The following is a 23,073-nucleotide window of genomic DNA, read 5'->3' as shown; positions in this document are numbered from 1 at the left end:
GGACCGCCGCCGTCACATCTGCAGTGCGGACGCCCCCGTCTCGCCTGACGGACACCGGACCCCGCGGGACACTCCCCGGTCCTTACCCGACCAGACGGACGTCGGAACCCTTCACCACGATGTCCACGCCGCCTCGGCCCGCCTCGACCTTGTCCAGGCGGATCCCGCCGGGGAGGCCGTCGATCCTCTGCTCGAAGTCGGTGATCCGCCGCACCCGCGACTCGGCGAGCGCGACCCCGCCGAACTCGGGCAGCGCGTCGGCCTTCACCCGCACGGTGTTCCCGTCCACGACGGTCACCGAGCTGAGCACGGAGACCGGCTCGGGCAGCTTGGTGCCGAGCACGGTGGCCTCCACCGCGACCTTGATCTTCCCGTTGCCGCCGTCGGAGAGGCCGACGACCTCGGCCGTGACGCCGGGGGCGACCTGGGTGGACTCGGACTTGGCCTTCTTCAGCAGCTCGTCGTAGGCCACGGTCGCGGTGCCGGTGGCGCTGTCGGCGACGGCGGAGCTGAAGTCGCTGGAGAAGTCGACGCCCTTCATGTCGGCGCGCAGGTCGCCGATGCGGATCTTCTCGCCGCCGTCACCGGTGCTCGCCTCGTAGCCCTCGATGCCGACCCGCACCTCGTCGAGGGTGCCGCCGACGACCTGGGTCAGGAAGGGGAAGCCCTCGATGGACACGTCGGGGGTGGACGCGAGGTTCTCGTTCGCCTTCAGGCGGTCCGCGGCCTCGCCCTCGGCGAAGTTGACCGCGACACGGTCCACGATCACGAAGATCCCGCCCAGTATCACGACGACGATGAGCAGTATTCGCAGTGCGCGCATGCGGTGTTTCCCCCACCTGTACGGGTGACGACGGCGTTGCCCGACGACCGGCAGGCCGTCCAGCGCGAGGGTAACGCGCTGGTGTGCGGGGACCGGGCGATTGTCGATCACTTGTGACAGGTGCACGGCCGCCTCCCGCGAGCGTGTCCGCGGGAGGCCGGCCCCGTACCGGCTCGGTCAGGCGAACACGCGGCCCAGCACGTGAACCGCGGGCCCGGCCGCCGCCAGCGGCAGCGCGACACCCGCCGTGAAGTGCACGAACCGCGACGGGTAGTCGTAGGCGGCGACCCGGTGGCCGATCAGCGCGCAGACGGCCGCTCCGGCGCCCGTAGCCGCGCCGGACGCGTCCATGCCCCCGACCGCGAACCCGGCTCCCGCCGCGACCGCCAGCGCGGCCACCACGGACGCCGCGGTCGGCAGCGGCAGCGCCCGCGCCACCATCGCCACCGCCACGCCGACCGCTCCCACGGTCACCGCGTCGGCGTCCGCCGCCAGGTATCCGCCCGCCGCGATCGCCAGCGCCGCCGCGGCGACCGTCGCCATCAGGCCGTACATCCGCTCGTCGGGGTCCGCGTGCGACCGCAGCTGCAGCACCAGCGACAGCAGCACCCACACCCCCAGCGTCCCGAGGATCGCCGCGGGCGACCGGTCCGACGCCAGCAGCGCCACGTCCGCGGCCACCGCGCCGAGGAAGCCCAGCGCGATGCCCTGGCGGGCCGGCCACATCCCGTTCAGCCGGAACCAGCCCGCCGCCGTGACGGCCTGCAGCACCACCAGCGGCACCAGCAGCGCGTACGTGCCCAGCGCCGCGCCGCCCGCGAGCAGCAGTCCCAGCGCGGCGGTGAGCAGGGCGGGCTGCATGCCGGGGTCGATGATGGGCGACCGTCCCTCGGCCCGCGCCCGCTGCGCGTCGGTGACACGGGAGTTCCCCGCCAGGGTGGCCGGCCCGTACTCGGGTCCTGCCTCCTGACGCGGCGCGGGCCGCGGCTGCGGCCGGTGCGCCGGCTGCGGTTGCGGCAGCGGCTGTGCCTGGTGCGCCGGGGGCTGAGACTGTGGCGCCGGCTGCTGCGGGGGCAGGTACGAGGTCTCCTCGGCGGCCGCGGGCACCGGGGGCTGCATCTGCGTCTCCCAGGTCTGCCCCTGCCACTGCTGGGTGTACTGCTGATCGGCGTACGGGTCGTCGTACCCCTGCTGCTGCCCGGGCCAGGCCTGCGGCTGCTGATGCTCCGGCTGCTGCTGTCGATACGGCTGCTGTGCCTGATACGGCTGCGGCTGCGGCTGCTGTGCCTGATAGGGCTGCGGCTGATACGGCTGAGGCTCCTGCGGCGGGTACGGCCGAGGCTCCTGGTAGGGGTCGTATCCCCCGTACGGCTGGTTCGTCATCGACACCCTCCTGCGAACGGCGGAAGCACCTCGACCGTGCCGCCGTCGGCCAGCCGTACCGCGTCGTGCGCGCGCTTGCCCACGGGATCACCGTCGACCAGGAACGAGCAGCGCAGCAGCACGCGCGTCAGTTCGCCGGAGTGCCGCTCCCGCACGGAGTCGAGCGCCTCGGCGAGCGTGGCCGCCTCGTACGCCTCCTCGGCCACCCCGGCCGCGGCCTTGGCGGCGGCCCAGTACCGCACCGTGACCTTTGCCATCTGCTGGTTCCTCAATCGGAAATCGGTTTGACGGTGAACACCGTCAGGCTAGCCCGCCCGGGCGGCCACCCAGTCCCCGATCCGCCCGAGCAGCGGCTCCGGGGCCGCGTTCTCCGCGTGCCCCATGCCGGCCTCGACCCACAGTTCCCCGTGCTCGCCCGCGGCGGCCGCCAGCATCCGCGGGTGGTCGAGCGGGAAGTACCCGTCCTGGTCCCCGTGCACGATCAGCAGCGGGGTGGGCGCGATCCGCGGCACCGCCTCGACCGGCGACAGCGGCACCGGGTCCCACTGCCGGTGGTGGATCCGCGTGCGCAGCCCGTACCGGCCCACCAGCCTCCCGGACGGCCGGGTCACCAGCCAGTGCAGCCGCCGCATGGGCGCGGTCCCCCGGTAGAACCAGCGCGCGGGCGCGCTCACCGAGACCACGGCGTCCACGCCCGTCTCCCGGCTGATCGCGGCGTGCCGCAGCACCACGGAACCGCCCATGGAGAACCCGACGGTGGCCACCCGCGCGTACCCGAGTCCGCGCGCCCACCCCACGACCGCCGCGAGGTCGAGCACCTCCCGGTCGCCCACGGTCGACCGGCCGCCCGACGCCCCGTGTCCCCGGAACGAGAACGTGATGACGCTCCCGTGTCGGGCGAGGGCCCGCGCCGCCCGCCGTACGTGGGGCCGGTCCGCGTCCCCGGTGAAACCGTGCGCGATCACGAAAACGAGATCGCGGGAAGAATCGGTTCCCGGTTCGTATACGGAATCGATCGCCACGCCGTCCGCCGTGCGCAGGAACGCCCGCAATGACGCGCCGTTCCGTGTTACGCCGACCGTCCCGGAATTCGGACCCCTTGCGGATCGCCCCGTGGATCGCGCCACATGACCTGCCCCACCGGTGCTCATGTCGGCTATTCTGCTGCGAAGAGGACTCGGGCAGCGAAGCCCCCGGGTCCTTTTGTGCTTTCGGAAGCGTTGTATACGAACGCGGGAAACCGCCGCGTGTACGGGCCGTCGGACGCACGCAGCAATGCCGCATACGTCCTCGCAGGGACCGAGGAGGAACCAGACGTCATGGGCGAGCGAACCGTGCACGACAGCAGGACGGCCCCGCACCGGGCACCCCGGACGATTCCGGCAGGTGAGGAGACACGATGAGTTCACTGCTGCTCCTGACCAACGCACTCCAGCCGTCGACGGAGGTGCTCCCCGCCCTCGGTCTGCTCCTGCACACCGTGCGCGTGGCGCCCGCGGAGGGCCCGGCCCTGGTCGACACCCCCGGCGCGGACGTCATCCTCGTCGACGGCCGCCGTGACCTCCCCCAGGTGCGCAGCCTGTGCCAGCTGCTGCGCTCCACCGGCCCCGGCTGCCCGCTGGTCCTGGTCGTGACGGAGGGCGGCCTCGCGGCCGTCACCGCCGACTGGGGCATCGACGACGTGCTGCTGGACACCGCGGGCCCGGCCGAGGTCGAGGCCCGGCTGCGCCTGGCCATGGGACGCCAGCAGATCGTCAACGACGACTCCCCGATGGAGATCCGCAACGGCGACCTGTCCGTCGACGAGGCGACCTACTCCGCGAAACTCAAGGGCCGGGTCCTCGACCTGACCTTCAAGGAATTCGAACTCCTCAAATACCTCGCGCAGCATCCCGGCCGCGTCTTCACCCGCGCCCAGCTGCTCCAGGAGGTGTGGGGGTACGACTACTTCGGCGGCACCCGCACGGTCGACGTGCACGTACGGCGCCTGCGCGCCAAGCTCGGCCCCGAGCACGAGTCACTGATCGGCACCGTACGGAACGTCGGTTATCGATTCGTTACGCCTGAAAAGGCGGAGCGCGCGACCGACGACACGAAGGCCAGGAGCGACCGGCGAAACCCGGCGGATGCGGACGAGACGGCCACGAGGGAGCCGGCGGACGCGCCGACGCGGGCCTGACCGGCGCACGCATGAGCGTTGCGTTCGCACAGACGAGCCGTTTCCGTGCTGTTCGGAACCCTTTTCGCTCCCTGCCCGGACGGAATATATCCGCGTAGACTCCGCGCGTGGCCAAGGTAACCAGGGATGATGTGGCACGGCTGGCGGGTACGTCGACCGCCGTCGTCAGCTATGTCATCAACAACGGACCCCGGCCGGTCGCCCCGGCCACGCGCGAGCGCGTTCTCGCCGCGATCAAGGAGCTGGGGTACCGGCCCGACCGTGTCGCCCAGGCGATGGCGTCGCGGCGCACGGACCTCATAGGCCTGATCGTGCCGGACGCGCGCCAGCCCTTCTTCGGGGAGATGGCGCACGCCGTCGAACAGGCCGCGTCCGAGCGCGGGAAAATGGTGCTCGTCGGGAACTCCGACTACATCGGCGAGCGCGAGGTCCACTATCTGCGCGCGTTCCTCGGCATGCGCGTCTCCGGCCTGATCCTGGTCAGCCACGCGCTGAACGACCTGGCCGCCGCGGAGATCGAGGCGTGGGACGCCCGGGTCGTGCTGCTGCACGAGCGCCCGGAGGCGATCGACGACGTCGCGGTCGTCACGGACGACCTCGGCGGCGCCCAGCTCGCGGTGCGCCACCTGCTGGAGCACGGGAACGCGTACGTCGCCTGCGTCGGCGGCACCGCGGAGACCCCCGCCGTCGGCGACCCCGTCTCCGACCACGTCGAGGGCTGGCGGCGCGCGATGGACGAGGCCGGCATACCGACCGAGGGCCGCCTGTTCGAGGCCCCGTACAACCGCTACGACGCCTACCGCGTCGGCCTGGACATCCTCTCCGGCCCCGACCGCCCGCCGGCCGTCTTCTGCTCCACCGACGACCAGGCGATCGGCATCCTGCGCGCCGCGCGCGAACTGCGCATCGACGTGCCCGGGGAACTGGCGGTCGCCGGGTTCGACGACATCAAGGAGGCGGCGCTCGCCGATCCGCCGCTGACCACGGTCGCCTCCGACCGTCCGGCGATGGCCCGGGCCGCGGTCGACCTGGTCCTCGACGACGGTGTGCGGGTGGCGGGCTCCCGCCGCGAGCGCCTGAAGGTCTTCCCGTCCCGCCTGGTCGTCCGCCAGTCCTGCGGCTGCGCGTAACCGGACACCCCGGCGGCACATCCGGCGGCAGGTCTTTATATCGGGCATACGCGGTTCTGTCGGACTTCTCAGCGGTCCCTCAGGATGCTCTCATCGTCCGGCGCGAGGCTCATGAACATGACCGAGAGCCCCCGCCCCAGCGGCGCGTACGACAGCCCCCACCAGGTGAACCCCGAGTGGCCGCCCCCGCCGGCGTACGCGCCGACGCCCGCGGCGGCCCCCGCCGCGGGAAGGCGGAAGCGCACCCGCGGCCCCGCCGGCCTGCTCGCCGCCGTGGCGATCGTCGCGGCGGCCGTCGGCGGCGGCACCGCCTACGGCATCCAGGAGCTGACCGGCACCGCCACGGTCGCCTCGGCCGGCTCGACCAGCACCAACGTCGTGCCGTCCAGCCAGAAGGGCACGGTCTCCGGCGTCGCCCGGGCGGTCAGCCCGAGCATCGTCGAGATCAGCGCGGCCTCCGGCAGCGGCTCCTCCACCGGATCCGGCGTGATCATCACCGACGACGGTGAGATCATCACCAACAACCACGTCATCGCCGGGGCCTCCTCGGTCGAGGTGCGCACCGACGACGGCACGACCTACTCCGCGAAGGTCGTCGGCACCGACAGCTCCAAGGACCTGGCGTTGATCAAGCTGGAGAACGCCTCCGGCCTGAAGGCGGCCACCCTCGGCGACTCCGGCGGTGTGAGCGTCGGCGACCAGGTCGTGGCGATCGGCTCCCCCGAGGGCCTGACCGGCACGGTGACCAGCGGCATCGTCTCCGCTCTCGACCGGGACGTGACCGTCTCCACCGACCAGAGCCAGGGCCGTCAGCAGGAGCAGCAGGGCGGCTGGCCGTTCGAGTACGGCGGCCGGCAGTTCAACGGCGACACCGGCGGCTCGACGACCACGTACAAGGCGATCCAGACCGACGCCTCACTGAACCCCGGCAACTCCGGCGGCGCGCTGATCGACATGAACGGCGGCATCATCGGCATCAACTCCGCCATGTACGCGCCGAGCGGCGCGGACTCGTCCGCGGCGGGCAGCGTGGGCCTGGGCTTCGCCATCCCGGTCGACACCGTCAAGGCGGACCTGCCGGCCCTGCGCTCCGGTTCGATGAACTGACGCGCCGCCCGCGAAACGTGCGACGCTGAAGACCCGTACGACCGGCCCCCGCCGAGCCGCATCCCGTCGCAGCCGAAGGACCCCGCCTCCCCATGAGCCCCGCAGATGGTGACCGTGCCCCCCAGCGCATCCTGATCGTCGACGACGAACCGGCCGTGCGCGAGGCGCTCCAGCGCAGCCTGGCCTTCGAGGGGTACGGCACCGAGGTCGCCGTCGACGGCGCGGACGCCCTGGAGAAGACGGCGGCGTACCGGCCGGACCTGCTGGTCCTCGACATCCAGATGCCCCGCATGGACGGCCTGACCGCCGCCCGCCGCATCCGCGCCACCGGCGACACCACGCCCATCCTGATGCTGACGGCCCGGGACACCGTCGGCGACCGGGTGACGGGGCTGGACGCCGGGGCGGACGACTACCTGGTCAAACCGTTCGAGCTGGACGAGTTGTTCGCCCGTATCCGCGCGCTGCTGCGCCGCAGTTCGTACGCGGCGGCGGTGGCCGCCTCCGCCGAGTCCGACGACGTCCTCACCTTCGCCGACCTGCGCATGAACCTGGCCACCCGGGAGGTCGAGCGCGGCGGCCGGCACGTGGAGCTGACCCGCACCGAGTTCACCCTCCTGGAGATGTTCATGGCGCACCCGCGCCAGGTGCTCACCCGTGAGCAGATCCTGAAGGCGGTCTGGGGCTTCGACTTCGAGCCCTCCTCCAACTCGCTCGACGTGTACGTCATGTACCTGCGCCGCAAGACCGAGGCCGGCGGGGAGCCGCGCCTGGTGCACACGGTGCGGGGGGTGGGGTACGTACTGCGGCAGGGCGGCGCGGAGTGACGGGTCCGGTGCGCCGCTTCCGCGCGCTGCCCATCAGGGCGCGGCTGTCGCTGCTGGTGGCGGCGGCGGTGGCGTTCGCGGTGGCGGCGGTGTCGGTGACCTGCTGGTTCCTCGTGCGGGACAAGCTGTACGACGAACTCGACGACGATCTGCGCTCGTCGGTGCTCGAACTCCAGCGGGAGCAGTTCGAGCAGTTCACCGACACCTGTGTGCCGGAGCCGTCCGACACGGGCACGCGCAGCAATCAGTACGCCCAACTGGTGCGCGCCGACGGCCGCGTGTGCGTCCTGCCCTACTCGGCGGCCGCCGTCGACGTCACCGGCGCGGACAAGGCGGTGGCCGCCCACCCCGACCCGGAGAAGGGCACCGTCCGGGACGGGACCGACAGCGACGGCGAACGGGTACGGGTGCTGACGACGGCCGTCGTGATCAAGACCGGCCCGCTCAGCCGGGCCGTGGTGCAGGACTACGCCTTCGTCGTCGCCCTGCCGCTCGGCAACACCCAGTCCACGCTCAACGAACTGGCCCTGCTGCTGCTCCTCGTCTCCGGTGTGGGTGTCCTCGGCTCGGCCGCCGCGGGACTCGCCGTCGCCCGCACGGGCCTGCGCCCGGTCGACCGGCTCACCGAGGCCGTCGAGCACGTCGCCCGCACCGAGGACCTGGGCGTCCGCATCCCGGTGGAGGACGACTCCGAGGACGAGATCGCCCGCCTCTCCCGCTCCTTCAACTCCATGACGTCCGCCCTCGCCAGTTCCCGCGACCTCCAGCAGCAGCTCATCGCGGACGCCGGCCACGAACTGCGCACCCCGCTCACCTCGCTGCGCACCAACATCGAACTCCTCACCCGCAGCGAGGACACGGGCCGGCCCCTGCCCGCCGAGGACCGCAGGGCGCTGCTCGCCTCGGTCAAGGCCCAGATGACGGAACTCGCCTCACTCATCGGCGACCTGCAGGAACTGTCCCGTCCGGACACCGACCCGCACGCCGGCCGCACCCAGATCGTGGCGTGGCACGACACCGTCGAGTCGGCGCTGCGCCGCGCCCGGCTGCGCGGCCCGGAACTGACCCTCACGGCGGACCTCCGCCCCTGGTACGTACGGGCCGAACCGGCGGCGCTGGAACGGGCGGTCGTCAACGTCCTCGACAACGCGGTGAAGTTCAGCCCGCCCGCCGGCACCGTCGACGTCCGCCTCGCCGACGGCGTCCTCACCGTCCGCGACCACGGCCCCGGCATCGCCGCGGACGAACTGCCCCACGTCTTCGACCGGTTCTGGCGCTCCCCCACCGCCCGCGCCCTCCCCGGCTCCGGCCTCGGCCTGTCCATCGTCGCCCGCACGGTCCAGCAGGCGGGCGGTGACGTGGCCCTGACCCCGGCCGAGGACGGCGGCACCACGGCCACCATCCGACTGCCGGGCGCCCCCGACCCTCCCCCGGAGATGCCGTAGCGGCCGGACGGCAGCCAGGCGGCCGATCAGGAGAGCACCGGCTGGCCGGCGGGCTGGACCGCCACGGCGTCCTGACCCCCTCGCGGAAGAGGGGGTGTGACACGCTCCCGGGTATGTCGACACCACCGGACGGGCTGCCCGTCTACCGCGTCCTGACCGGTCCCGACGACCCGGCCTTCTGCCGCCGGGTGAGCGAGGCGCTGGAGAAGGGGTACCTGCTGCACGGAGGGCCGGCGGTCACCTTCGACGGTGAGCGGGTGATCGTCGCGCAGGCGGTCGTATGGCCCGGGTAGCGGGACGGACATGCGGCGGGGCCGGTACGGGGCGGTGAACACGCCTCGTACCGGCCCCGCCGGCGGTCACCTCACGATGGTGATGCGGTCCGCCTTCGGCGGGGCGATCGGGGTCGTGGGAGTCGAGTGGGCGGTCAGGTACTGCTCCAGGGCCGTCAGGTCGTCCTCGCCGACCAGGTCGTTGGTGCCCTGGCCCAGGGTCGGGAAGCCGTCGCCGCCGCCCGCGAGGAAGCTGTTGGTGGCGACGCGGTAGGTGGCGGAGGGGTCGATGGGCGAGCCGTTGAGCAGGATCGAGTCCGTGACGACGCGGTCCGCGCCCGACGTGGTCAGGTCCAGGGTGTAGGTCAGGCCGGAGGAGATCTGGAGGATCTTCGGGGCCGCCTCGTTCGGGCCGCTGACCTGCTCCTTCAGGGCCTGGATCAGCTGGGCGCCGGTGAAGTCCTGGAGGTTGACCGTGTTGGCGAACGGCTGGACGGTGAAGGCCTCGGCGAAGGTGACCACGCCGTCGCCCTCCTTGCCGCCGGCCGCGTGGGTGAGGGAGGCGCGGATGCCGCCGGGGTTCATCAGCGCCAGGTCGGTCTCCGCGTCCAGCGTCCTGCCGTACTCCAGTTGCGCGTCGGCGATCAGGTCGCCGAGCGGGGACTCCGTGCCGTCGCGCACGATGTCGCCGGAGATGTAGCCGATCGGGCGGCTGCCGATCGGGGTGGCAAGGGTGTTCCACTTGCGGATCAGACGGGTCATGTCGCGCGCCTCGCGGACGTCCCGGGTGACCACGTGGTTCACGGACTTCACGGCCGTACGGGCGATGTCACCCGTCCAGCGGTCGTACGTCAGCGTGGTGTCCGTGTAGAGGCGGCCGAAGGACGCGGCCGAGGTGACCGTGCGCGGCTTGCCGGACGGGTCCGGGATGGTGCAGGCGTACGCCGCGTGCGTGTGACCGGTGACCAGCGCGTCCACCTGCGGCGAGACGTTCTTCGCGATGTCCGCGATCGGGCCGGAGATGCCGTCGCCGGCGCCCGGGGAGTCGCAGTCGTAGTTGTAGGAGGACGAGGCCGGGAAGCCGCCCTCGTGAATCAGCGCCACGATCGACTTCACGCCCTGGCGCTGGAGCTCCTGGGCGTACTTGTTGATCGTCTCGACCTCGTCCTTGAAGGCGAGGCCCTTCACGCCCTCCGCCGAGACGATGTTCGGGGTGCTCTCCAGGGTCACGCCGATGAAGCCGACGTTGACGCCGTTCCGCTTCCACACCCAGTACGGCTTGAGGAGCGGCTTCTTCGTCTTCTCGTCGAGGACGTTCGCCGCCAGGTACGGGAAGTCGGCGCCCTTGAACTCCTGGTCCGTGTAGCAGCCGTCGACCGGGTGACAGCCGCCGTACTGCAGGCGGCGCAGTTCGGCGGCGCCCTCGTCGAACTCGTGGTTGCCGACGGAGGTGACGTCCAGGTCGAGCTTGTTCAGCGCCTCGATCGTGGGTTCGTCGTGGAAGAGGCCCGAAATCAGCGGGGACGCGCCGACCATGTCGCCGCCGGCCGCGGTGATGGAGTAGCGGTTGCCCTTGCGGGCCTTGCGCAGGTGGGTGGCGAGGTACTCGACGCCGCCCGCGTCGACGGACTTCGTCGTGCCGTCCGGCTGGATCTCGGTGACCCAGCCGGAGGAGCCCGTCGGCGGCTCCAGGTTGCCGTGCAGGTCGTTGAAGGACAGCAGCTGCACGTCCTGGTAGCGGCCGGGGTGGGTCCCGCCCTTGCTCCCGTGGTTCTCGCCCGCGGTCGCCGACCCCGGCAGGGCGGCCGCGGCCAGCGCGCCGGCGGTGAGCACACCGGCGGCGGTCGCGAGGAGACGGTTGGTGCGGCGGCTTCGGCGCGGGTGGTGCGCCGGGGATGTGGCTGGCATACGCCCCCCTGAGGGTCCGAGTGGGTACCGGCGCAGCCTAGGGTCAACGCGCGTAGCGCGACAGGGTCTTCAGGGTTACGAGCTGGTTTAGCTTTCGCCGACACCGTTGCCGTCCGTCGTACGGCCCCCTTCCGCACGGTCCCCTTACCCTCGTAGGCATGACCAGCGACGACTTCGTACGGCCCGGCCGCCCCCGCTCGCTCCAGACGTACACCGCGCTCTCCCCCGAGCAGACGGAGGCGGTCCTCGCCCTGCTCGCGGAGGCCGCCCGGGCCGACGGTCAGCAGGCGGTGTCCGAACAGGGGCGGCTGCAACTGCGCGGCGGGGAGCGCGAAGGGGTGTCGCACCTGCTGCTGTCCGTGGGCGACGAACTAGTCGGGTACGCCCAGCTGGAGGACACCGATCCCGTGGAGCCGCCGGCCGCCGAACTGGTCGTGCACCCGTCCCACCGGGGCAACGGGCACGGACGGGCGCTCGGGTCCGCGCTGCTCGCCGCCTCCGGCAAGCGGCTGCGGGTGTGGGCGCACGGCGGACACTCCGCCGCCCGGCACCTGGCGCAGGTGCTGGGGTTGACGCTGTTCCGGGAACTGCGCCAGATGCGACGCCCGTTGACCGGGCTCGACCTGCCGGACCCGGTCCTGCCGGACGGCGTACGCGTCCGGACCTTCGAACCCGGCCGGGACGACGCCGCCTGGCTCGCGGTGAACGCCGCCGCCTTCGCCCACCACCCGGAACAGGGCTCACTCACCCAGCGCGACCTCGACGACCGCAAGGCCGAACCGTGGTTCGACCCGCAGGGGTTCTTCCTCGCCGAGCGCGGTGAGGGCGACGGGGACGGCGACGGCCGGCTCGTCGGCTTCCACTGGACCAAGGTGCACGAGGCGGACGGGCTGGGCGAGGTGTACGTCCTCGGGGTGAGCCCCGACGCCCAGGGCGGCGGCCTCGGCAGGTCCCTCACCACGATCGGGCTGCGGCACCTGGCGGACAGGGGACTGCCGACGGCCATGCTGTACGTAGACGCCGACAACAAGGCCGCCGTCTCCGTCTACGAGCGGCTGGGGTTCGTCACCCACGAGACGGACCTGATGTACCGGACGGAGACCTGAGCCCCCGTCGCCCGTAGCGCCGTGCCGGCTCGGTGAGGCAGAGCGCGCCCGCCAGGAGCAGCGCGCCCAGCAGCACGGTCCAGCGGTCGTGGGCGACCGCCCACGACTCGTCCTCCGGGGTCACGAACAGGGCCCAGTCCTCGGGGCACAGCAGCGGGGCCAGGACCGCGGTGACCAGCAGGAACCCGGCGACCGCCTGCCCCGGCCGGGCGGCCTCCCGGCGGTGGACCGCGAACGCGGCCCCGGTCAGGGCGAGGGCCAGGGCCGTCGCCGCCTCGACGGTGACGCCGGCGGCCGGGGGGCGCAGCGGCCGCGGGACCAGGAGCAGGGCCGCGGTCCACCACAGGGCGGCGACCGGGGCGAGGAGGGCGAGGCGCAGGCCGTGGCGGAGGGCGCGCCGGGCGGGGACGACGGCCGTGGTGTGCCGGGCCGGGTCGTCCAGCCAGAAGGCCGCCCCCAGGGCGAAGGCGAGGGCACCGGCGCGCAGCGCGGTCAGCGCCGGCCAGCCGCCCGCGTCGCCGCCCGTCAGCCTGGGGACCGCGGCGATCAGCAGGCCCAGCCCGCCCCCTGCCGCGAGGGCCCGCCAGGGCACGGTCCGCGCCACCGCCCGCACCAGCTCCGCCACCGGCACACCGCCGGCCGTCGCCCCGGTCACGGGCACTCGTCCTCCTCCTCCGGCCGTCGCGCCGTTCACTGGCACTCGTCCTCCCCCTCCGGCGCGCCCAGGCCCAGCACCTGCGCCACCCGTCGCGTCGTCACCTCCGGCGCGGTCAGCTCGGCCCAGTTGCCCTTCACCCTGGCGGCGGCCTCGTCCCTGGGCAGGTCCAGCAGCGCGCGCAGCACTTCCGTGTGCGCAGCCGTCATCTGCAGCGTCTCCGTCTGCGAGAGGACGACCGCCCCTCCCGTGGCGCTGTCGTCCAGCCGCACCCGCCGCAGGTCCGTCACCGGGTCGGGCCGGCCGGCGAGCGCCGTCCACATCACGGTGACGATCCGGCCGTCGCACATCGCGCCCGCCGCCTCCTCCCGTCCGGTGACCAGGACCACGGCGACGGCGACGGCGAACTCGGGGGTCCGGTTGCCGCCCCAGGAGGTGCCGACGGTCACCTCACCCGGGCGGGGGGACGCGGCGAGCGCCGCGTCGCCGTCGAGGCCGTGGCGCGCCTCGATCCGCTGGCGCACGGTCAGCGGCCGCTTCTCCGCGCCGCCTCCGGCCAGGGAGCGCACGTCGTCCACGACCGCCGCCCACTCACCGGTGCGCGGTTCCCACTCGGGGAAGGCGCAGTACACCGTGGCGTCCCGTGCGACGCACCGCTGCGTCTTCTCGGGGGCGACCGTGGCACGGACGCGCGCCTCGGCCGTCTCCTCCGGCACGCCCCGCGACTGGCCCACCGCGCCGACCAGCGTCAGCGCCACCGCCGCGGCGGCCCCCGCCCGGACGCTCCACAGCCGGGCACCGCCGGAGAACAGCAGCGCCGCCAGGGCCACGCTCAGCGCGAGGCCCGCGAGGTAGAGGGCGTGCCAGGCGGCGGGGCGGCCGATCAGGTCGGAGGGGAGGGTGGCGAAGCTGTTCTCGCCGACCGACGGCACCAGCCACCGCGACCAGCCCGCCGCCCCCGGGGGCCCCGAGGCGAACACGGAGAACAGGAGCAGGGAGACGATCAGCAGCGGGGCCGCGAGGGGCACGGGCAGCAGCCGGCCCAGCAGTACCCCGAACGCGCCGAACAGCAGGACGGACAGCGGCCCGACGAGGAGTTCGGCCGGGGAACCGTGCCCGACGGCGGTGGGCTTGAGCGCCTGCCAGGCGAACTGGGCGCCCACGCACACCGCGACGAGCAGCGCCACCGGTACGACGGACAGCAGGTGCGCGGCCGTACGGCGCCACGGCTGCACCACCAGCACGGACAGGTGCCGGTCGGTGTCGTACCGGCGGGAGCGCAGCACGGCCTGGTGGACGCCGAGCAGCACCGCGAGACCGACGAGGACGGGTGGGCCCTGGGTGGCGCGGTCGACGTCCTGCAGCGCCGGATGGCCGTCGTACGCGCCGTGGGTGCGCCACACGGTCCAGACCAGGTAGACCGCGAAGGCGACGAGGACCGGCACCCGGCACAGGAGTCTGCGTCCCTCGAAGGCGGCGAGGGCGAACACGGCCGTCCAGGAAGCGCGGGGCCCGTGCGTCGTCACGGCCGGGGACGGCGGCGCGGTCGTCGTGGCGGTCACGCCGTCACCTCCGCACCGGCGCCGTCGAGGGTGAGCAGGTAGCCGTCCTCCAGGGTGGGTGCGAGCAGCTCGGCGCCGGCGGGCGGGTCGCCGACGTTGCGGAAGGAACCCGTCCCGGTACGCCAGCCGGCCTTCGCGCCCGTCTCCCGCTCCGTGCTGCTCCACACCCGGCCGGCGGCCCGTGCGGTGAGCTCGGCGGGTGTGCCGTCGAAGCGGACGGTGCCGTCGGCGAGGACCACCACCCGGTGGCAGAGCATCGCCACGTCCTCGGTCTGGTGCGTGGACAGCAGCACGGTGCGGCCCTCACCGGCGTGGGCGATCAGCTCGCGGAAGCGCATGCGCTGTTCGGGGTCGAGCCCCACGGTGGGCTCGTCCAGGACGACGAACTCGGGGTCGCCGACGAGCGCGGCCGCCAGCGCCACCCGCTGCCGCATCCCGCCGGACAGCTTCTTGAGACGCTTGCCGCGTACGTCGCCGAGACCGACCTCGTCGAGTACGCGGCGCACCTCGCGGTGCCGGGCGGTGCGGTCGGTGAGTTCCTTGAGGATCGCCACGTAGTCGACGAACTCGAAGGCGGAGAAGTCGGGGTGGAAGCCGGGAGCCTGCGGCAGATAGCCGAGCCGGCGGCGGGCCTCCTGCCGGCCGCGCGAGGTGGCGGGGTCGTGGCCGAGCACGGTGAAGGCGCCCCGGTCGGCCGGTACGGCGGTGGCGAGCACCCGCAGCAGCGTGGTCTTGCCGGCGCCGTTGGGCCCGAGCAGTCCGGTGACGCCCGGGGACAGCCGCAGCGACACGTCGTCGAGGGCGCGGGTGCGCCCGAAGTGGAGACTCAGCCCGGAGGCGGAGACGGTCGGGGTCATGCACAACTCCGTACAGGTGGTGGATGGTCGGGGGCGCCGGGGCCTCCCGGTGGAAGGTGTCGCCGGGTGGAGGGGGCGCATGGCCCCGCGACGGGGCAGGTCAGGGGCGATCAGGCGGGGAGCCCCGCCCGGGCAGGCGACGGCCAGGCCGGACCGGGAGCCCCGGCGGACCGGAGTCACGGGCTCCCGGCCCGTGCCGCCCCGGCACACGGACCCGGAGCGGCGCCGGAGCGGGCCGGGGCGGTCCGGGGCGGTCACACCCCGCGGGTCCGGTCGACGTCGAAGCGGTCGCGGAACAGGGCCAGGAGCCCGGCGGCGAGTACGGCGACCGCCGCGGACGCCCCCTGTCCGGCCGCGGTGAACGGCGCGAGCGGGACGGCCGTGTCCTCGGCCCGTGCCGCGTCCGCCGCGAGCAGCAGCGCGACCCAGCCGCCGCCCACCAGGGACGGCGCGAGCACCGGGCCCAGCCGGGCCGTGAGCGTGAGCGCGAGCGCGGTGAGAGCGAGCGCGGGCAGCAGCCAGGCCAGGGCGCGCAGCCCGTAACCGGGCAGGGCGAGGGTGGCCAGCCCGTTGAGGCCGAGCCCGGCGGCGAGCACCGCGACCGTGCGGATCATCAGCAGCCGGAAGCCGTGCACCGGGGCGACGACGGCCATCTCGTACGTGGGGTCCAGGGCGGGCCCGTACGACAGGGCGACGCCGGCGAGCGGCAGCAGCGGTGCGAGGGCGAGGAAGAGGGTGGGCGGGCCCGCGGTACCCCGGTCGGCGGCGACGGCCACGGTGAGCAGGAGCACCGCGAGCACCGCGCCGAGCCAGGAGCGGCGCAGCGCGGGCGTGGCCGCGAGCAGCCGTGCGGTGTGGTCGGCGACGCCGAGCCGTACGAGCAGCGACTCCAGGAACCCCGGTCGCGGCGCGTCGAGTTCGGCGTCGAGGCGCTCCCAGCCGGCGTCCAGGACGACGGGGTCGAGGGCCCCGGCGAGGGCGGTCCGGCAGGTGGCGCAGGCCGTGAGGTGGGTGTCGGCGGACCAGAGCGCGGGTGGCTCCAGTTCGCCCCGGGCGTAGGCCCGCAGGTCGTCCTCGGGGACGTGCCAGCCCGTCGTCGCGTGCGTCATGCCAGCGCCTCCCTGAGTTGCCTGCGGGCCCGCATCGCCCGCGTCTTGACGGTGCCCGGCGGGATGCCCAGCAGGACGGCGGCCTCACGGGTGGTCAGCCCGTCGACGACCGTGGCCTGCAGCACCGCGCGCAGTTCCGGCGAGAGCCGGACCAGGGCGCCGGCGAGGTCGCCGTGCTCCACGCCCGCGAGGACGCGCTCCTCCGCCGACGCCTCGTCCCGGTACCGCAGCCGCGCCAGCGCCTGCCGCAGCCGGCCGCGCGCCCCGGCGCCGCGCAGGGCGTCGACCAGCCGGCGCGAGGCGATCCGCCACAGCCACCCGGCGGCGTCCGCGCCCGCCGTCTCCTCCCGGTAGCGGGCCGTGCCGCGCCACACCGCGAGGAAGGTCTCCTGCACGACGTCGTCGACGATGCCCGCGTCGGCGCACCGGCTGCGCATCCGGGCGGTCAGCCACGGCGCGTAGCGCCGGTACAGCTCCTCGAAGGCGCGCCGGTCGCCGTCCGCCGCGACGGCGCGCAGCAGCTCCCCGTCGCTTCTCGTTCCGCTCACGTCCCCTCATCGGCCGGGCCCGGCCGAACGGTTCACGCCCGGACCGGGAACATCGCTTGACTTTCCCGCCACCCCTGCACCACCCTTTCACTACTCAATTAGTGAAAGGGTGGTTCACGTGGTCGACTACCGCATCGACCGGCACAGCGGCATGGCCACCTACGTCCAGATCGTGCACCAGACCAAACAGGCCCTGCGCCTGGGCCTGTTGGCACCCGGCGACAAGCTGCCCACGGCCCGCGAGGTCGTCGAAGCCACCGCCGTCAACCCCAACACCGTGCTGAAGGCCTACCGCGAGCTGGAACGCGAAGGGCTGGTGGAGGCCCGGCGCGGCCTCGGCACCTTCGTACGGCGCTCGCTGGGCGCCGCCCCCGCCGACTCCCCGCTGCGCGCGGAGCTGGAGGAGTGGGCGTCCCGGGCCCGCGGGGCCGGACTGGAGCGGGAGGACGTGGCCGCGCTCTTCACCGCCGTACTCGAGACGCACTACCCGGCCGGCCCGGCACCACCGCCGCCCGCCCCGGCACCGACACACCCCACCGCACCCCCGAAGACCCCTCAGGGAGACCCGTCATGACCGTCCCGGCCATCGAGGCGGACGCGCTCGGCAAGCGCTTCGGCCGGCGCGCCGACTGGGCGCTGCGCGACTGTTCCTTCCGGCTGCCCGCGGGCCGCGTCTGCGCCGTGGTCGGCCCCAACGGCGCCGGCAAGTCCACGCTGCTGGCGATCACCGCCGGGCTGCTCGCCCCCACCGAGGGCCGGGCCACCGTCCTCGGCACGGACCCGGCGACGGCCCGCCCCCGGGTCGGCTTCGTCGACCAGACCAAGCCGCTGTACCCGCAGCTCAGCGTCGCCGAGACGCTGCGCATGGGCGCCGACCTGAACCCGGGCCACTGGGACGCGGACACCGCCGAGCGGATCGTGGCCGGCGGCGACCTGGACCCGGGCAGGCGGATCCGCGCGCTCTCCGGCGGCCAGCGCACCCGCGTGGCGCTCGCCCTGGCCCTGGGCAAGCGGCCCGAACTGCTCCTCCTGGACGAGCCGATGGCCGACCTCGACCCCCTCGCCCGGCACGAGCTGATGGGCGTCCTGATGGGGCAGGCGGCGGCACGCGGCACGACGATCGTGATGTCCTCGCACGTCGTCGCCGAACTGGAGGACTCCTGCGACCACCTGCTGCTGATCGGCGGCGGCCGGGTCCGCCTCGCCGGGGAGATCGACGACCTGCTGGCCGCCCACACCCGGGTGTCCGCCCCGGCGGAGACCGACCTGGCCGCGCACGAGGTCGTGGAGTCCCGCACCACCGGACGCCAGCTCAGCGCACTGCTCCGTCCGGCCGGCCCCCTGCCCGGCGACTGGCGCACCGGCACGCCGTCCCTGGAGGAACTCGTCCTGTCCTACCTGCGCAACCCCGGAGCCTCCGCCCCGGCCCCGGCGCCCGACACCACGGAGACCGCCGCGTGAACGCCACCCTGACCACCGTCCCGGCCACGACCGCCACCGGCCCCGCCCACGCGCCCCGCCAGCTGCGCTGGCTCCTGCGGCTGCACCGCCCGGCCCTCCTCGCCGGCGCGGCACTCGTGCTGCTGACCGGTGCGGGGCTGCTGTGGCTCGGCGGTCCCCTCGCCGACGCCTCGGCGGCGGCCTGGAAGCAGTACAACGCCTGCGCCTTCGACGAGCGCTGCTCCTACGACCAGGACGCCGTCATCCGCCACAAGGACGTGTACAACTACACGACCTACGCCGTGCTCGCCGTGCCGGTGCTGGTCGCCGCGTGGGCCGGCGGCTCGCTCACCGGCCGCGAGATGGAGTCCGGCACGGCCCGCCTGGCCTGGACGCAGGGCGTCTCCCCGGCCCGCTGGCTGGCCTCCCGGCTCGCCCTGCCGGCCGCACTGGCCTTCGCGGCGACCGGCCTGCTCACCCTGCTGCACCGCCTGGCGTGGACCGGGACCGAGGACCGCATCGACACCGCCCTGGTGTGGGACCACTACCCCACCTTCTACGCCAACGGCACCCTCCCCGCGGCCCTCGCCCTGGCCGGACTGGCCATCGGCGTCCTCGCGGGGCTGCTGCTGCGCCGCGCCGTCGCCGCGCTCGCCGTGGCCACGGCCGCGCTCGGGGCGCTGTGGGCGGCCGTCCACACCGCCCTCCCGCACCTGTGGCCCGCGGTCACCAAGGTGACCAGCCTGCGGGAGGGCCCGCGCGGGGAGGGCATCTGGGCCGGGCAGGGCGTGCTGACCGCCGACGGCGACCGGCTGGACGCTCCCTGCCTCACCAGCATGCTGCCCGGATGCGAGACGACACTGTCCGACATGGGCGCCGTCGGCTTCTACCGCGACTTCCACCCCGCCGCCCACTACTGGCCGCTCCACCTGGTCGCCTCCGGCATCGTGCTCGCCGTCGCCGCGCTCCTGGCCTACGCGGCCTTCCGCCTGCTGCGCCACCGCACCCCCTGACCACCCCTCCCCCCCCCGCGGCCCCCACCCGTCCCACGGGTCGGGGGCCGCCTCACGTCCCACCCCGCGCCCCACCCGGCGGACACACCACCCCCCGGCGCGACACCCCCGCGAGCCGCCGCCCGGCATCCCGCACGTCATGTCTCCGTAACCGCTGATTCAGACAGGCTTGCGACGCTCGGCCAATGCATCCCGCCGTGCCAGAGCCTGCACCGCCCCGACGGGTGAACGGGGGGAACGGGGACGCCTCAGGGCCACCACCGCTCCCACCCGCGCATTCCGACGCGCCCGTGATGCCCCCGGCGCGGAAGAATGGGGTCATGAGCCAGCCCGACGCCCAGGCACAGGTACAGCACCCGCAGCCCTCCGTGGGCTCCATAGCCGCCCACCGACCGCACACCGTGGCCGGAGTGGTCTCCGACCTGGAACCCGACATCGACGCGGACCTCGACGGGTACGAGGAGGCGCAGACCGACGGCGCCCCGCTCCCCCAGGGCCGCTTCCTCGACCGGGAACGCAGCTGGCTCGCCTTCAACGAGCGCGTGCTGGAACTGGCCGAGGACCCCGCCACCCCGCTCCTGGAGCGGGCGAACTTCCTCGCGATCTTCGCCAGCAACCTGGACGAGTTCTTCATGGTGCGCGTGGCCGGCCTGAAGCGCCGCATCGCCACCGGGGTCGCCACCCGCTCCGCCTCCGGCCTCCAGCCGCGCGAGGTGCTGGAGATGATCTGGGCCCGCTCCCGCGAGCTGATGGCCCGGCACGCCGCCTGCTACCACGAGGACGTCGCCCCCGCACTCGCGGAGGAGGGCATCCACCTGGTCCGCTGGAACGAGCTGACGGAGAAGGAACAGGCCCGGCTCTTCACCCTGTTCCGGCACCAGATCTTCCCCGTCCTCACCCCCCTCGCGGTCGACCCGGCGCACCCATTCCCGTACATCTCCGGCCTGTCGCTGAACCTGGCCGTCGTGGTGCGCAACCCGGTCACCGGACACCGGCACTTCGCCCGCGTGAAGGTGCCGCCGCTGCTGTCCCGCTTCCTGGAGAGCTCCCCCGGCCGCTACGTGCCCATCGAGGACGTGATCGCGGCCCACCTGGAGGAGCTGTTCCCGGGCATGGAGGTGCTCCAGCACCACGCGTTCCGGCTCACCCGCAACGAGGACCTCGAAGTGGAGGAGGACGACGCGGAGAACCTGCTCCAGGCGCTGGAGAAGGAGCTCATGCGGCGCCGCTTCGGGCCGCCGGTGCGGCTGGAGGTGGAGGAGTCCATCGACCGCGAGGTGCTGGACCTGCTGGTGCGCGAGCTGAAGGTCGGCGAGGCGGAGGTGTACCCGCTGCCGGGCCCGCTCGACCTCACCGGGCTCTTCCGCATCCACAGCCTGGACCGGCCCGAGCTGAAGTACCCGAAGTTCGTCGCGGGCACCCACCGCGACCTGGCGGAGGTGGAGTCGGCGTCCCCGCCGGACATCTTCGCGGCGCTGCGCAGCCGGGACGTGCTGCTGCACCACCCCTACGACTCCTTCTCGACGTCCGTGCAGGCGTTCCTGGAGCAGGCCGCCGCCGACCCGGACGTCCTCGCCATCAAGCAGACCCTGTACCGCACGTCCGGCGACTCCCCGATAGTCGACGCGCTCATCGACGCCGCCGAGTCCGGCAAGCAGGTCCTCGTCCTGGTCGAGATCAAGGCCCGCTTCGACGAGCACGCCAACATCAAGTGGGCGCGCAAGCTGGAGGAGTCGGGCTGCCACGTCGTCTACGGCCTGGTCGGCCTGAAGACCCACTGCAAGCTGTCGCTGGTGGTCCGTCAGGAGGGCGAGACGCTGCGGCGGTACAGCCACGTCGGCACCGGCAACTACCACCCGAAGACGGCCCGGCTGTACGAGGACCTCGGCGTGCTCACCGCCGACCCTCAGGTCGGCGCGGACCTCTCCGACCTGTTCAACCGCCTCTCCGGCTACTCCCGCCGCGAGACCTACCGGCGCCTCCTCGTCGCCCCCAAGTCCCTGCGGGACGGCCTGGTCTCGCGGATCGACAAGGAGGCGCAGCACCACCGTGCCGGGCGGCCCGCGTACGTGCGCATCAAGGTCAACTCGATGGTCGACGAGGCCGTCATCGACGCCTGCTACCGGGCGTCGCAGGCGGGCGTGCCGGTCGACATCTGGGTGCGGGGCATCTGCGCGATCCGGCCCGGCGTGGAGGGACTGTCGGAGAACGTCCGGGTACGGTCCGTCCTCGGCCGCTTCCTCGAGCACTCCCGCGTCTTCGCCTTCGGCAACGGCGGGGAGCCCGAGGTGTGGATAGGCAGCGCCGACATGATGCACCGCAACCTCGACCGCCGGATAGAGGCGCTGGTGCGGGTCACCGACCCCGCCCACCGTGCCGCGCTGAACCGGCTGCTGGAGACCGGCATGTCCGACACCACCGCGTCCTGGCACCTCGGCCCGGACGGCGAGTGGACCCGGCACGCGACGGACGCGGACGGCCAGCCCCTGCGCAACGTCCAGGAGATGCTCATAGACGCCCGGAGGCGCCGGCGTGGCACAGCGACACCCTGATCCGACGGCCGGTCCCGTCCCGGCGGACGCCCTGGCCCGCTATCTGCGGGACCGGGCGACCGAGTTCCTCCGCGCCCTGCGCCTGCACCGGGAGACCGGTGCGGGCGCGGCCGCGTCGGACGACTCCGCCGAGGCGGCCCGGGCGCTGCGCCGCGCGGCCCGCCGCATCAGCGCGGGCCTCCACACCTTCCAGCCGGTCCTCGACCCCGGCTGGGCGGAGGGACTGCGGCCCGAACTGGCCTGGGTCTCCGGCACCCTGGCCCAGGAACACGCCCACACCGCACGCCTGAACCAACTGCTCCTGGCCCTGCACCGCCTGTCCGGGGCGACCCCGTTCCCGGCCCCCGCCCGGGCGACGGCCGTCCGTCCCCCGGTCCCGGCCGCCGCCGGACAGCCGTCCGACGCGACGCGCGACGCACCGGGCGGCACCGCCGGCCCGGCGCGGCGCACCGCGACCGCCGTCGTCACCACCACCGCGACGGACCCGGCCCCCGACCGGACCGCCGTACGGTCCGTGCCCGCGCCGGACCGGGGGAACCTCACCGTCGGCGCCGCCAAGGCCGGTGCCCTGCTGGACCGGCAGCTCACCCTGGCCCGGACCCGGGCGCACTCCACCGCGCTCCAGGCGCTCGGCTCCTCCCGGTTCCACGGGATCGCCGACAAGGTCGCCCTCCTGGCCAGCGAGGTGCCGCTGGTCCCGGCGGCGGACGGCGCCGACCTGCGCCCGATGGCCGACGCCGCCCGCGAGCGGCTCGCCGACGCCGTCACCGCGCTGCCCCTGCTCACCGCCGGCAGCCCGTACAACGCGGAGGCGCTGATCCACGGGCTCGCCCCCGACCTCTCCCCGCACCCGCAGGACGCCCCCTGGCACCAGGTACGCCTCCTGCTGCGTCTGCACCGCTACGCCCGCGAGGTGCTGGGCACCGCCGCCGACCCGCGTCTGCTCACCGCCGGTGAGGCGCTCGACCGGCACCGCGACGCCTCCGAGGCGGCCGCCGCCGCGGCGCAGGCGGCCCGCACCCCGCGCATCGCCCCCGCCACGGCGTACGCGCTGGGCGTGCTCCACGCCGACCAGCGGCATGAGGTGGAGGCCGCGCGGTACGCGTTCCAGCGCGCCTGGCAGAAGGAAGCCCTGGACACCCCCTAGGGAGGCACCC

Annotated in this window: 22 protein-coding genes; 12 read left to right on the top strand and 10 right to left on the bottom strand. The window is 73.9% G+C overall.

What is annotated here, in order from left to right; all coding sequences use genetic code 11:
* Positions 1-82 precede the first annotated feature (82 nt).
* The 4 genes from IE172_RS28485 to IE172_RS28470 form a co-directional block, all read right to left on the bottom strand.
* On the bottom strand, positions 83-823 hold the full coding sequence (locus IE172_RS28485) for an LmeA family phospholipid-binding protein (RefSeq protein WP_190100195.1): 741 nt from the start codon (positions 821-823) through the stop codon (positions 83-85).
* 177 nt (positions 824-1,000) lie between these two features.
* Positions 1,001-2,206, bottom strand: a complete 1,206-nt coding sequence (locus IE172_RS28480) for a hypothetical protein (RefSeq protein WP_190100194.1) — start codon at positions 2,204-2,206, stop codon at positions 1,001-1,003.
* The gene (locus IE172_RS28475; RefSeq protein WP_190100193.1) at positions 2,203-2,463 is read right to left on the bottom strand and encodes a MoaD/ThiS family protein; all 261 of its coding nucleotides are present in this window, start codon (positions 2,461-2,463) and stop codon (positions 2,203-2,205) included. The genes IE172_RS28480 and IE172_RS28475 overlap by 4 nt, the downstream gene beginning before the upstream one ends.
* A gap of 48 nt (positions 2,464-2,511) precedes the next feature.
* Entirely contained in the window at positions 2,512-3,357 is an 846-nt protein-coding gene (locus IE172_RS28470) for an alpha/beta hydrolase (protein ID WP_190100192.1), read from the bottom strand.
* A gap of 248 nt (positions 3,358-3,605) precedes the next feature.
* Here IE172_RS28470 and IE172_RS28465 point away from each other — a divergent pair, with 248 nt between their 5' ends.
* From IE172_RS28465 to IE172_RS28440, 6 genes are all read left to right on the top strand, one after another.
* Positions 3,606-4,385, top strand: a complete 780-nt coding sequence (locus tag IE172_RS28465; RefSeq protein WP_190100191.1) for a winged helix-turn-helix transcriptional regulator — start codon at positions 3,606-3,608, stop codon at positions 4,383-4,385.
* 107 nt (positions 4,386-4,492) lie between these two features.
* A complete protein-coding gene (locus tag IE172_RS28460; RefSeq protein WP_190100190.1) occupies positions 4,493-5,515 on the top strand; it encodes a LacI family DNA-binding transcriptional regulator in 1,023 nt (340 codons plus the stop codon).
* A gap of 117 nt (positions 5,516-5,632) precedes the next feature.
* A complete protein-coding gene (locus IE172_RS28455; RefSeq protein WP_190100189.1) occupies positions 5,633-6,622 on the top strand; it encodes a S1C family serine protease in 990 nt (329 codons plus the stop codon).
* A 92-nt stretch (positions 6,623-6,714) separates the two neighbouring features.
* A complete protein-coding gene (locus IE172_RS28450; RefSeq protein ID WP_190100188.1) occupies positions 6,715-7,449 on the top strand; it encodes a response regulator transcription factor in 735 nt (244 codons plus the stop codon).
* Complete coding sequence (locus tag IE172_RS28445) at positions 7,446-8,894, top strand: sensor histidine kinase (protein ID WP_190100187.1); 1,449 nt, start codon at positions 7,446-7,448, stop codon at positions 8,892-8,894. Before IE172_RS28450 ends, IE172_RS28445 begins: the two co-directional genes overlap by 4 nt.
* A 113-nt stretch (positions 8,895-9,007) precedes the next feature.
* Positions 9,008-9,187, top strand: a complete 180-nt coding sequence (locus tag IE172_RS28440; RefSeq protein WP_190100186.1) for a DUF1737 domain-containing protein — start codon at positions 9,008-9,010, stop codon at positions 9,185-9,187.
* Positions 9,188-9,253: 66 nt separating this feature from the next.
* On the opposite strand, the gene IE172_RS28435 is transcribed toward IE172_RS28440, so the two are convergent.
* A complete protein-coding gene (locus tag IE172_RS28435) occupies positions 9,254-11,074 on the bottom strand; it encodes a bifunctional metallophosphatase/5'-nucleotidase (protein ID WP_190100185.1) in 1,821 nt (606 codons plus the stop codon).
* Positions 11,075-11,232: 158 nt separating this feature from the next.
* On the opposite strand from IE172_RS28435, the gene mshD reads away from it, so the two are divergent.
* The gene (gene mshD, locus IE172_RS28430; protein ID WP_190100184.1) at positions 11,233-12,180 is read left to right on the top strand and encodes a mycothiol synthase; all 948 of its coding nucleotides are present in this window, start codon (positions 11,233-11,235) and stop codon (positions 12,178-12,180) included.
* On the opposite strand, the gene IE172_RS28425 is transcribed toward mshD, so the two are convergent.
* From IE172_RS28425 to IE172_RS28405, 5 genes are all read right to left on the bottom strand, one after another.
* Positions 12,140-12,835, bottom strand: a complete 696-nt coding sequence (locus tag IE172_RS28425; protein WP_229886500.1) for an ABC transporter — start codon at positions 12,833-12,835, stop codon at positions 12,140-12,142. The two genes, mshD and IE172_RS28425, sit on opposite strands and share 41 nt — an antisense overlap.
* A 35-nt stretch (positions 12,836-12,870) precedes the next feature.
* Positions 12,871-14,397: an ABC transporter permease gene (locus IE172_RS28420; protein WP_190100183.1), complete on the bottom strand. Its 1,527-nt coding sequence runs from the start codon at positions 14,395-14,397 to the stop codon at positions 12,871-12,873.
* Positions 14,394-15,254, bottom strand: a complete 861-nt coding sequence (locus IE172_RS28415; RefSeq protein ID WP_190100182.1) for an ABC transporter ATP-binding protein — start codon at positions 15,252-15,254, stop codon at positions 14,394-14,396. The genes IE172_RS28420 and IE172_RS28415 overlap by 4 nt, the downstream gene beginning before the upstream one ends.
* 254 nt (positions 15,255-15,508) lie before the next feature.
* Positions 15,509-16,363: a cupin domain-containing protein gene (locus IE172_RS28410; RefSeq protein ID WP_190100181.1), complete on the bottom strand. Its 855-nt coding sequence runs from the start codon at positions 16,361-16,363 to the stop codon at positions 15,509-15,511.
* The gene (locus IE172_RS28405; protein WP_190100180.1) at positions 16,360-16,911 is read right to left on the bottom strand and encodes an RNA polymerase sigma factor; all 552 of its coding nucleotides are present in this window, start codon (positions 16,909-16,911) and stop codon (positions 16,360-16,362) included. The genes IE172_RS28410 and IE172_RS28405 overlap by 4 nt, the downstream gene beginning before the upstream one ends.
* 118 nt (positions 16,912-17,029) lie before the next feature.
* Between IE172_RS28405 and IE172_RS28400 the strand changes: the two genes are divergently transcribed.
* The 5 genes from IE172_RS28400 (at position 17,030) to IE172_RS28380 (ending at position 23,063) form a co-directional block, all read left to right on the top strand.
* Positions 17,030-17,485, top strand: coding sequence for a GntR family transcriptional regulator (locus IE172_RS28400; RefSeq protein WP_190100179.1), 456 nt, complete (start codon positions 17,030-17,032; stop codon positions 17,483-17,485).
* On the top strand, positions 17,482-18,372 hold the full coding sequence (locus tag IE172_RS28395) for an ABC transporter ATP-binding protein (RefSeq protein ID WP_190100178.1): 891 nt from the start codon (positions 17,482-17,484) through the stop codon (positions 18,370-18,372). Before IE172_RS28400 ends, IE172_RS28395 begins: the two co-directional genes overlap by 4 nt.
* Positions 18,369-19,364 carry an ABC-2 membrane transporter-related protein gene (locus IE172_RS28390; protein ID WP_229886498.1) on the top strand — a complete coding sequence of 332 codons (996 nt, stop codon included), beginning with the start codon at positions 18,369-18,371 and terminating at the stop codon, positions 19,362-19,364. Before IE172_RS28395 ends, IE172_RS28390 begins: the two co-directional genes overlap by 4 nt.
* A 185-nt stretch (positions 19,365-19,549) precedes the next feature.
* Positions 19,550-21,916: an RNA degradosome polyphosphate kinase gene (locus tag IE172_RS28385; RefSeq protein WP_190100177.1), complete on the top strand. Its 2,367-nt coding sequence runs from the start codon at positions 19,550-19,552 to the stop codon at positions 21,914-21,916.
* On the top strand, positions 21,897-23,063 hold the full coding sequence (locus tag IE172_RS28380) for a CHAD domain-containing protein (RefSeq protein WP_190100176.1): 1,167 nt from the start codon (positions 21,897-21,899) through the stop codon (positions 23,061-23,063). The genes IE172_RS28385 and IE172_RS28380 overlap by 20 nt, the downstream gene beginning before the upstream one ends.
* The last annotated feature ends 10 nt before the right edge of the window (positions 23,064-23,073 follow it).

Source organism: Streptomyces griseoflavus (assembly GCF_014649995.1).
Classification (GTDB): Bacteria; Actinomycetota; Actinomycetes; order Streptomycetales; family Streptomycetaceae; genus Streptomyces; species Streptomyces griseoflavus.
This window is presented reverse-complemented; position numbering and strand designations above follow the sequence as displayed.

Excerpts from the sequence above, each read along its gene's own strand:
- IE172_RS28485 (WP_190100195.1), bottom strand. The coding sequence starts at position 823 with ATGCGCGCACTGCGAATACTGCTCATCGTCGTCGTGATACTGGGCGGG.
- IE172_RS28475 (WP_190100193.1), bottom strand. The coding sequence starts at position 2,463 with ATGGCAAAGGTCACGGTGCGGTACTGGGCCGCCGCCAAGGCCGCGGCC.
- IE172_RS28465 (WP_190100191.1), top strand. The coding sequence starts at position 3,606 with ATGAGTTCACTGCTGCTCCTGACCAACGCACTCCAGCCGTCGACGGAG.
- mshD (WP_190100184.1), top strand. The coding sequence starts at position 11,233 with ATGACCAGCGACGACTTCGTACGGCCCGGCCGCCCCCGCTCGCTCCAG.
- IE172_RS28410 (WP_190100181.1), bottom strand. The coding sequence starts at position 16,363 with ATGACGCACGCGACGACGGGCTGGCACGTCCCCGAGGACGACCTGCGG.
- IE172_RS28385 (WP_190100177.1), top strand. The coding sequence starts at position 19,550 with ATGCATCCCGCCGTGCCAGAGCCTGCACCGCCCCGACGGGTGAACGGG.
- IE172_RS28440 (WP_190100186.1), top strand. The coding sequence starts at position 9,008 with ATGTCGACACCACCGGACGGGCTGCCCGTCTACCGCGTCCTGACCGGT.
- IE172_RS28435 (WP_190100185.1), bottom strand. The coding sequence starts at position 11,074 with ATGCCAGCCACATCCCCGGCGCACCACCCGCGCCGAAGCCGCCGCACC.
- IE172_RS28480 (WP_190100194.1), bottom strand. The coding sequence starts at position 2,206 with ATGACGAACCAGCCGTACGGGGGATACGACCCCTACCAGGAGCCTCGG.
- IE172_RS28395 (WP_190100178.1), top strand. The coding sequence starts at position 17,482 with ATGACCGTCCCGGCCATCGAGGCGGACGCGCTCGGCAAGCGCTTCGGC.
- IE172_RS28450 (WP_190100188.1), top strand. The coding sequence starts at position 6,715 with ATGAGCCCCGCAGATGGTGACCGTGCCCCCCAGCGCATCCTGATCGTC.
- IE172_RS28415 (WP_190100182.1), bottom strand. The coding sequence starts at position 15,254 with ATGACCCCGACCGTCTCCGCCTCCGGGCTGAGTCTCCACTTCGGGCGC.
- IE172_RS28470 (WP_190100192.1), bottom strand. The coding sequence starts at position 3,357 with ATGAGCACCGGTGGGGCAGGTCATGTGGCGCGATCCACGGGGCGATCC.
- IE172_RS28455 (WP_190100189.1), top strand. The coding sequence starts at position 5,633 with ATGACCGAGAGCCCCCGCCCCAGCGGCGCGTACGACAGCCCCCACCAG.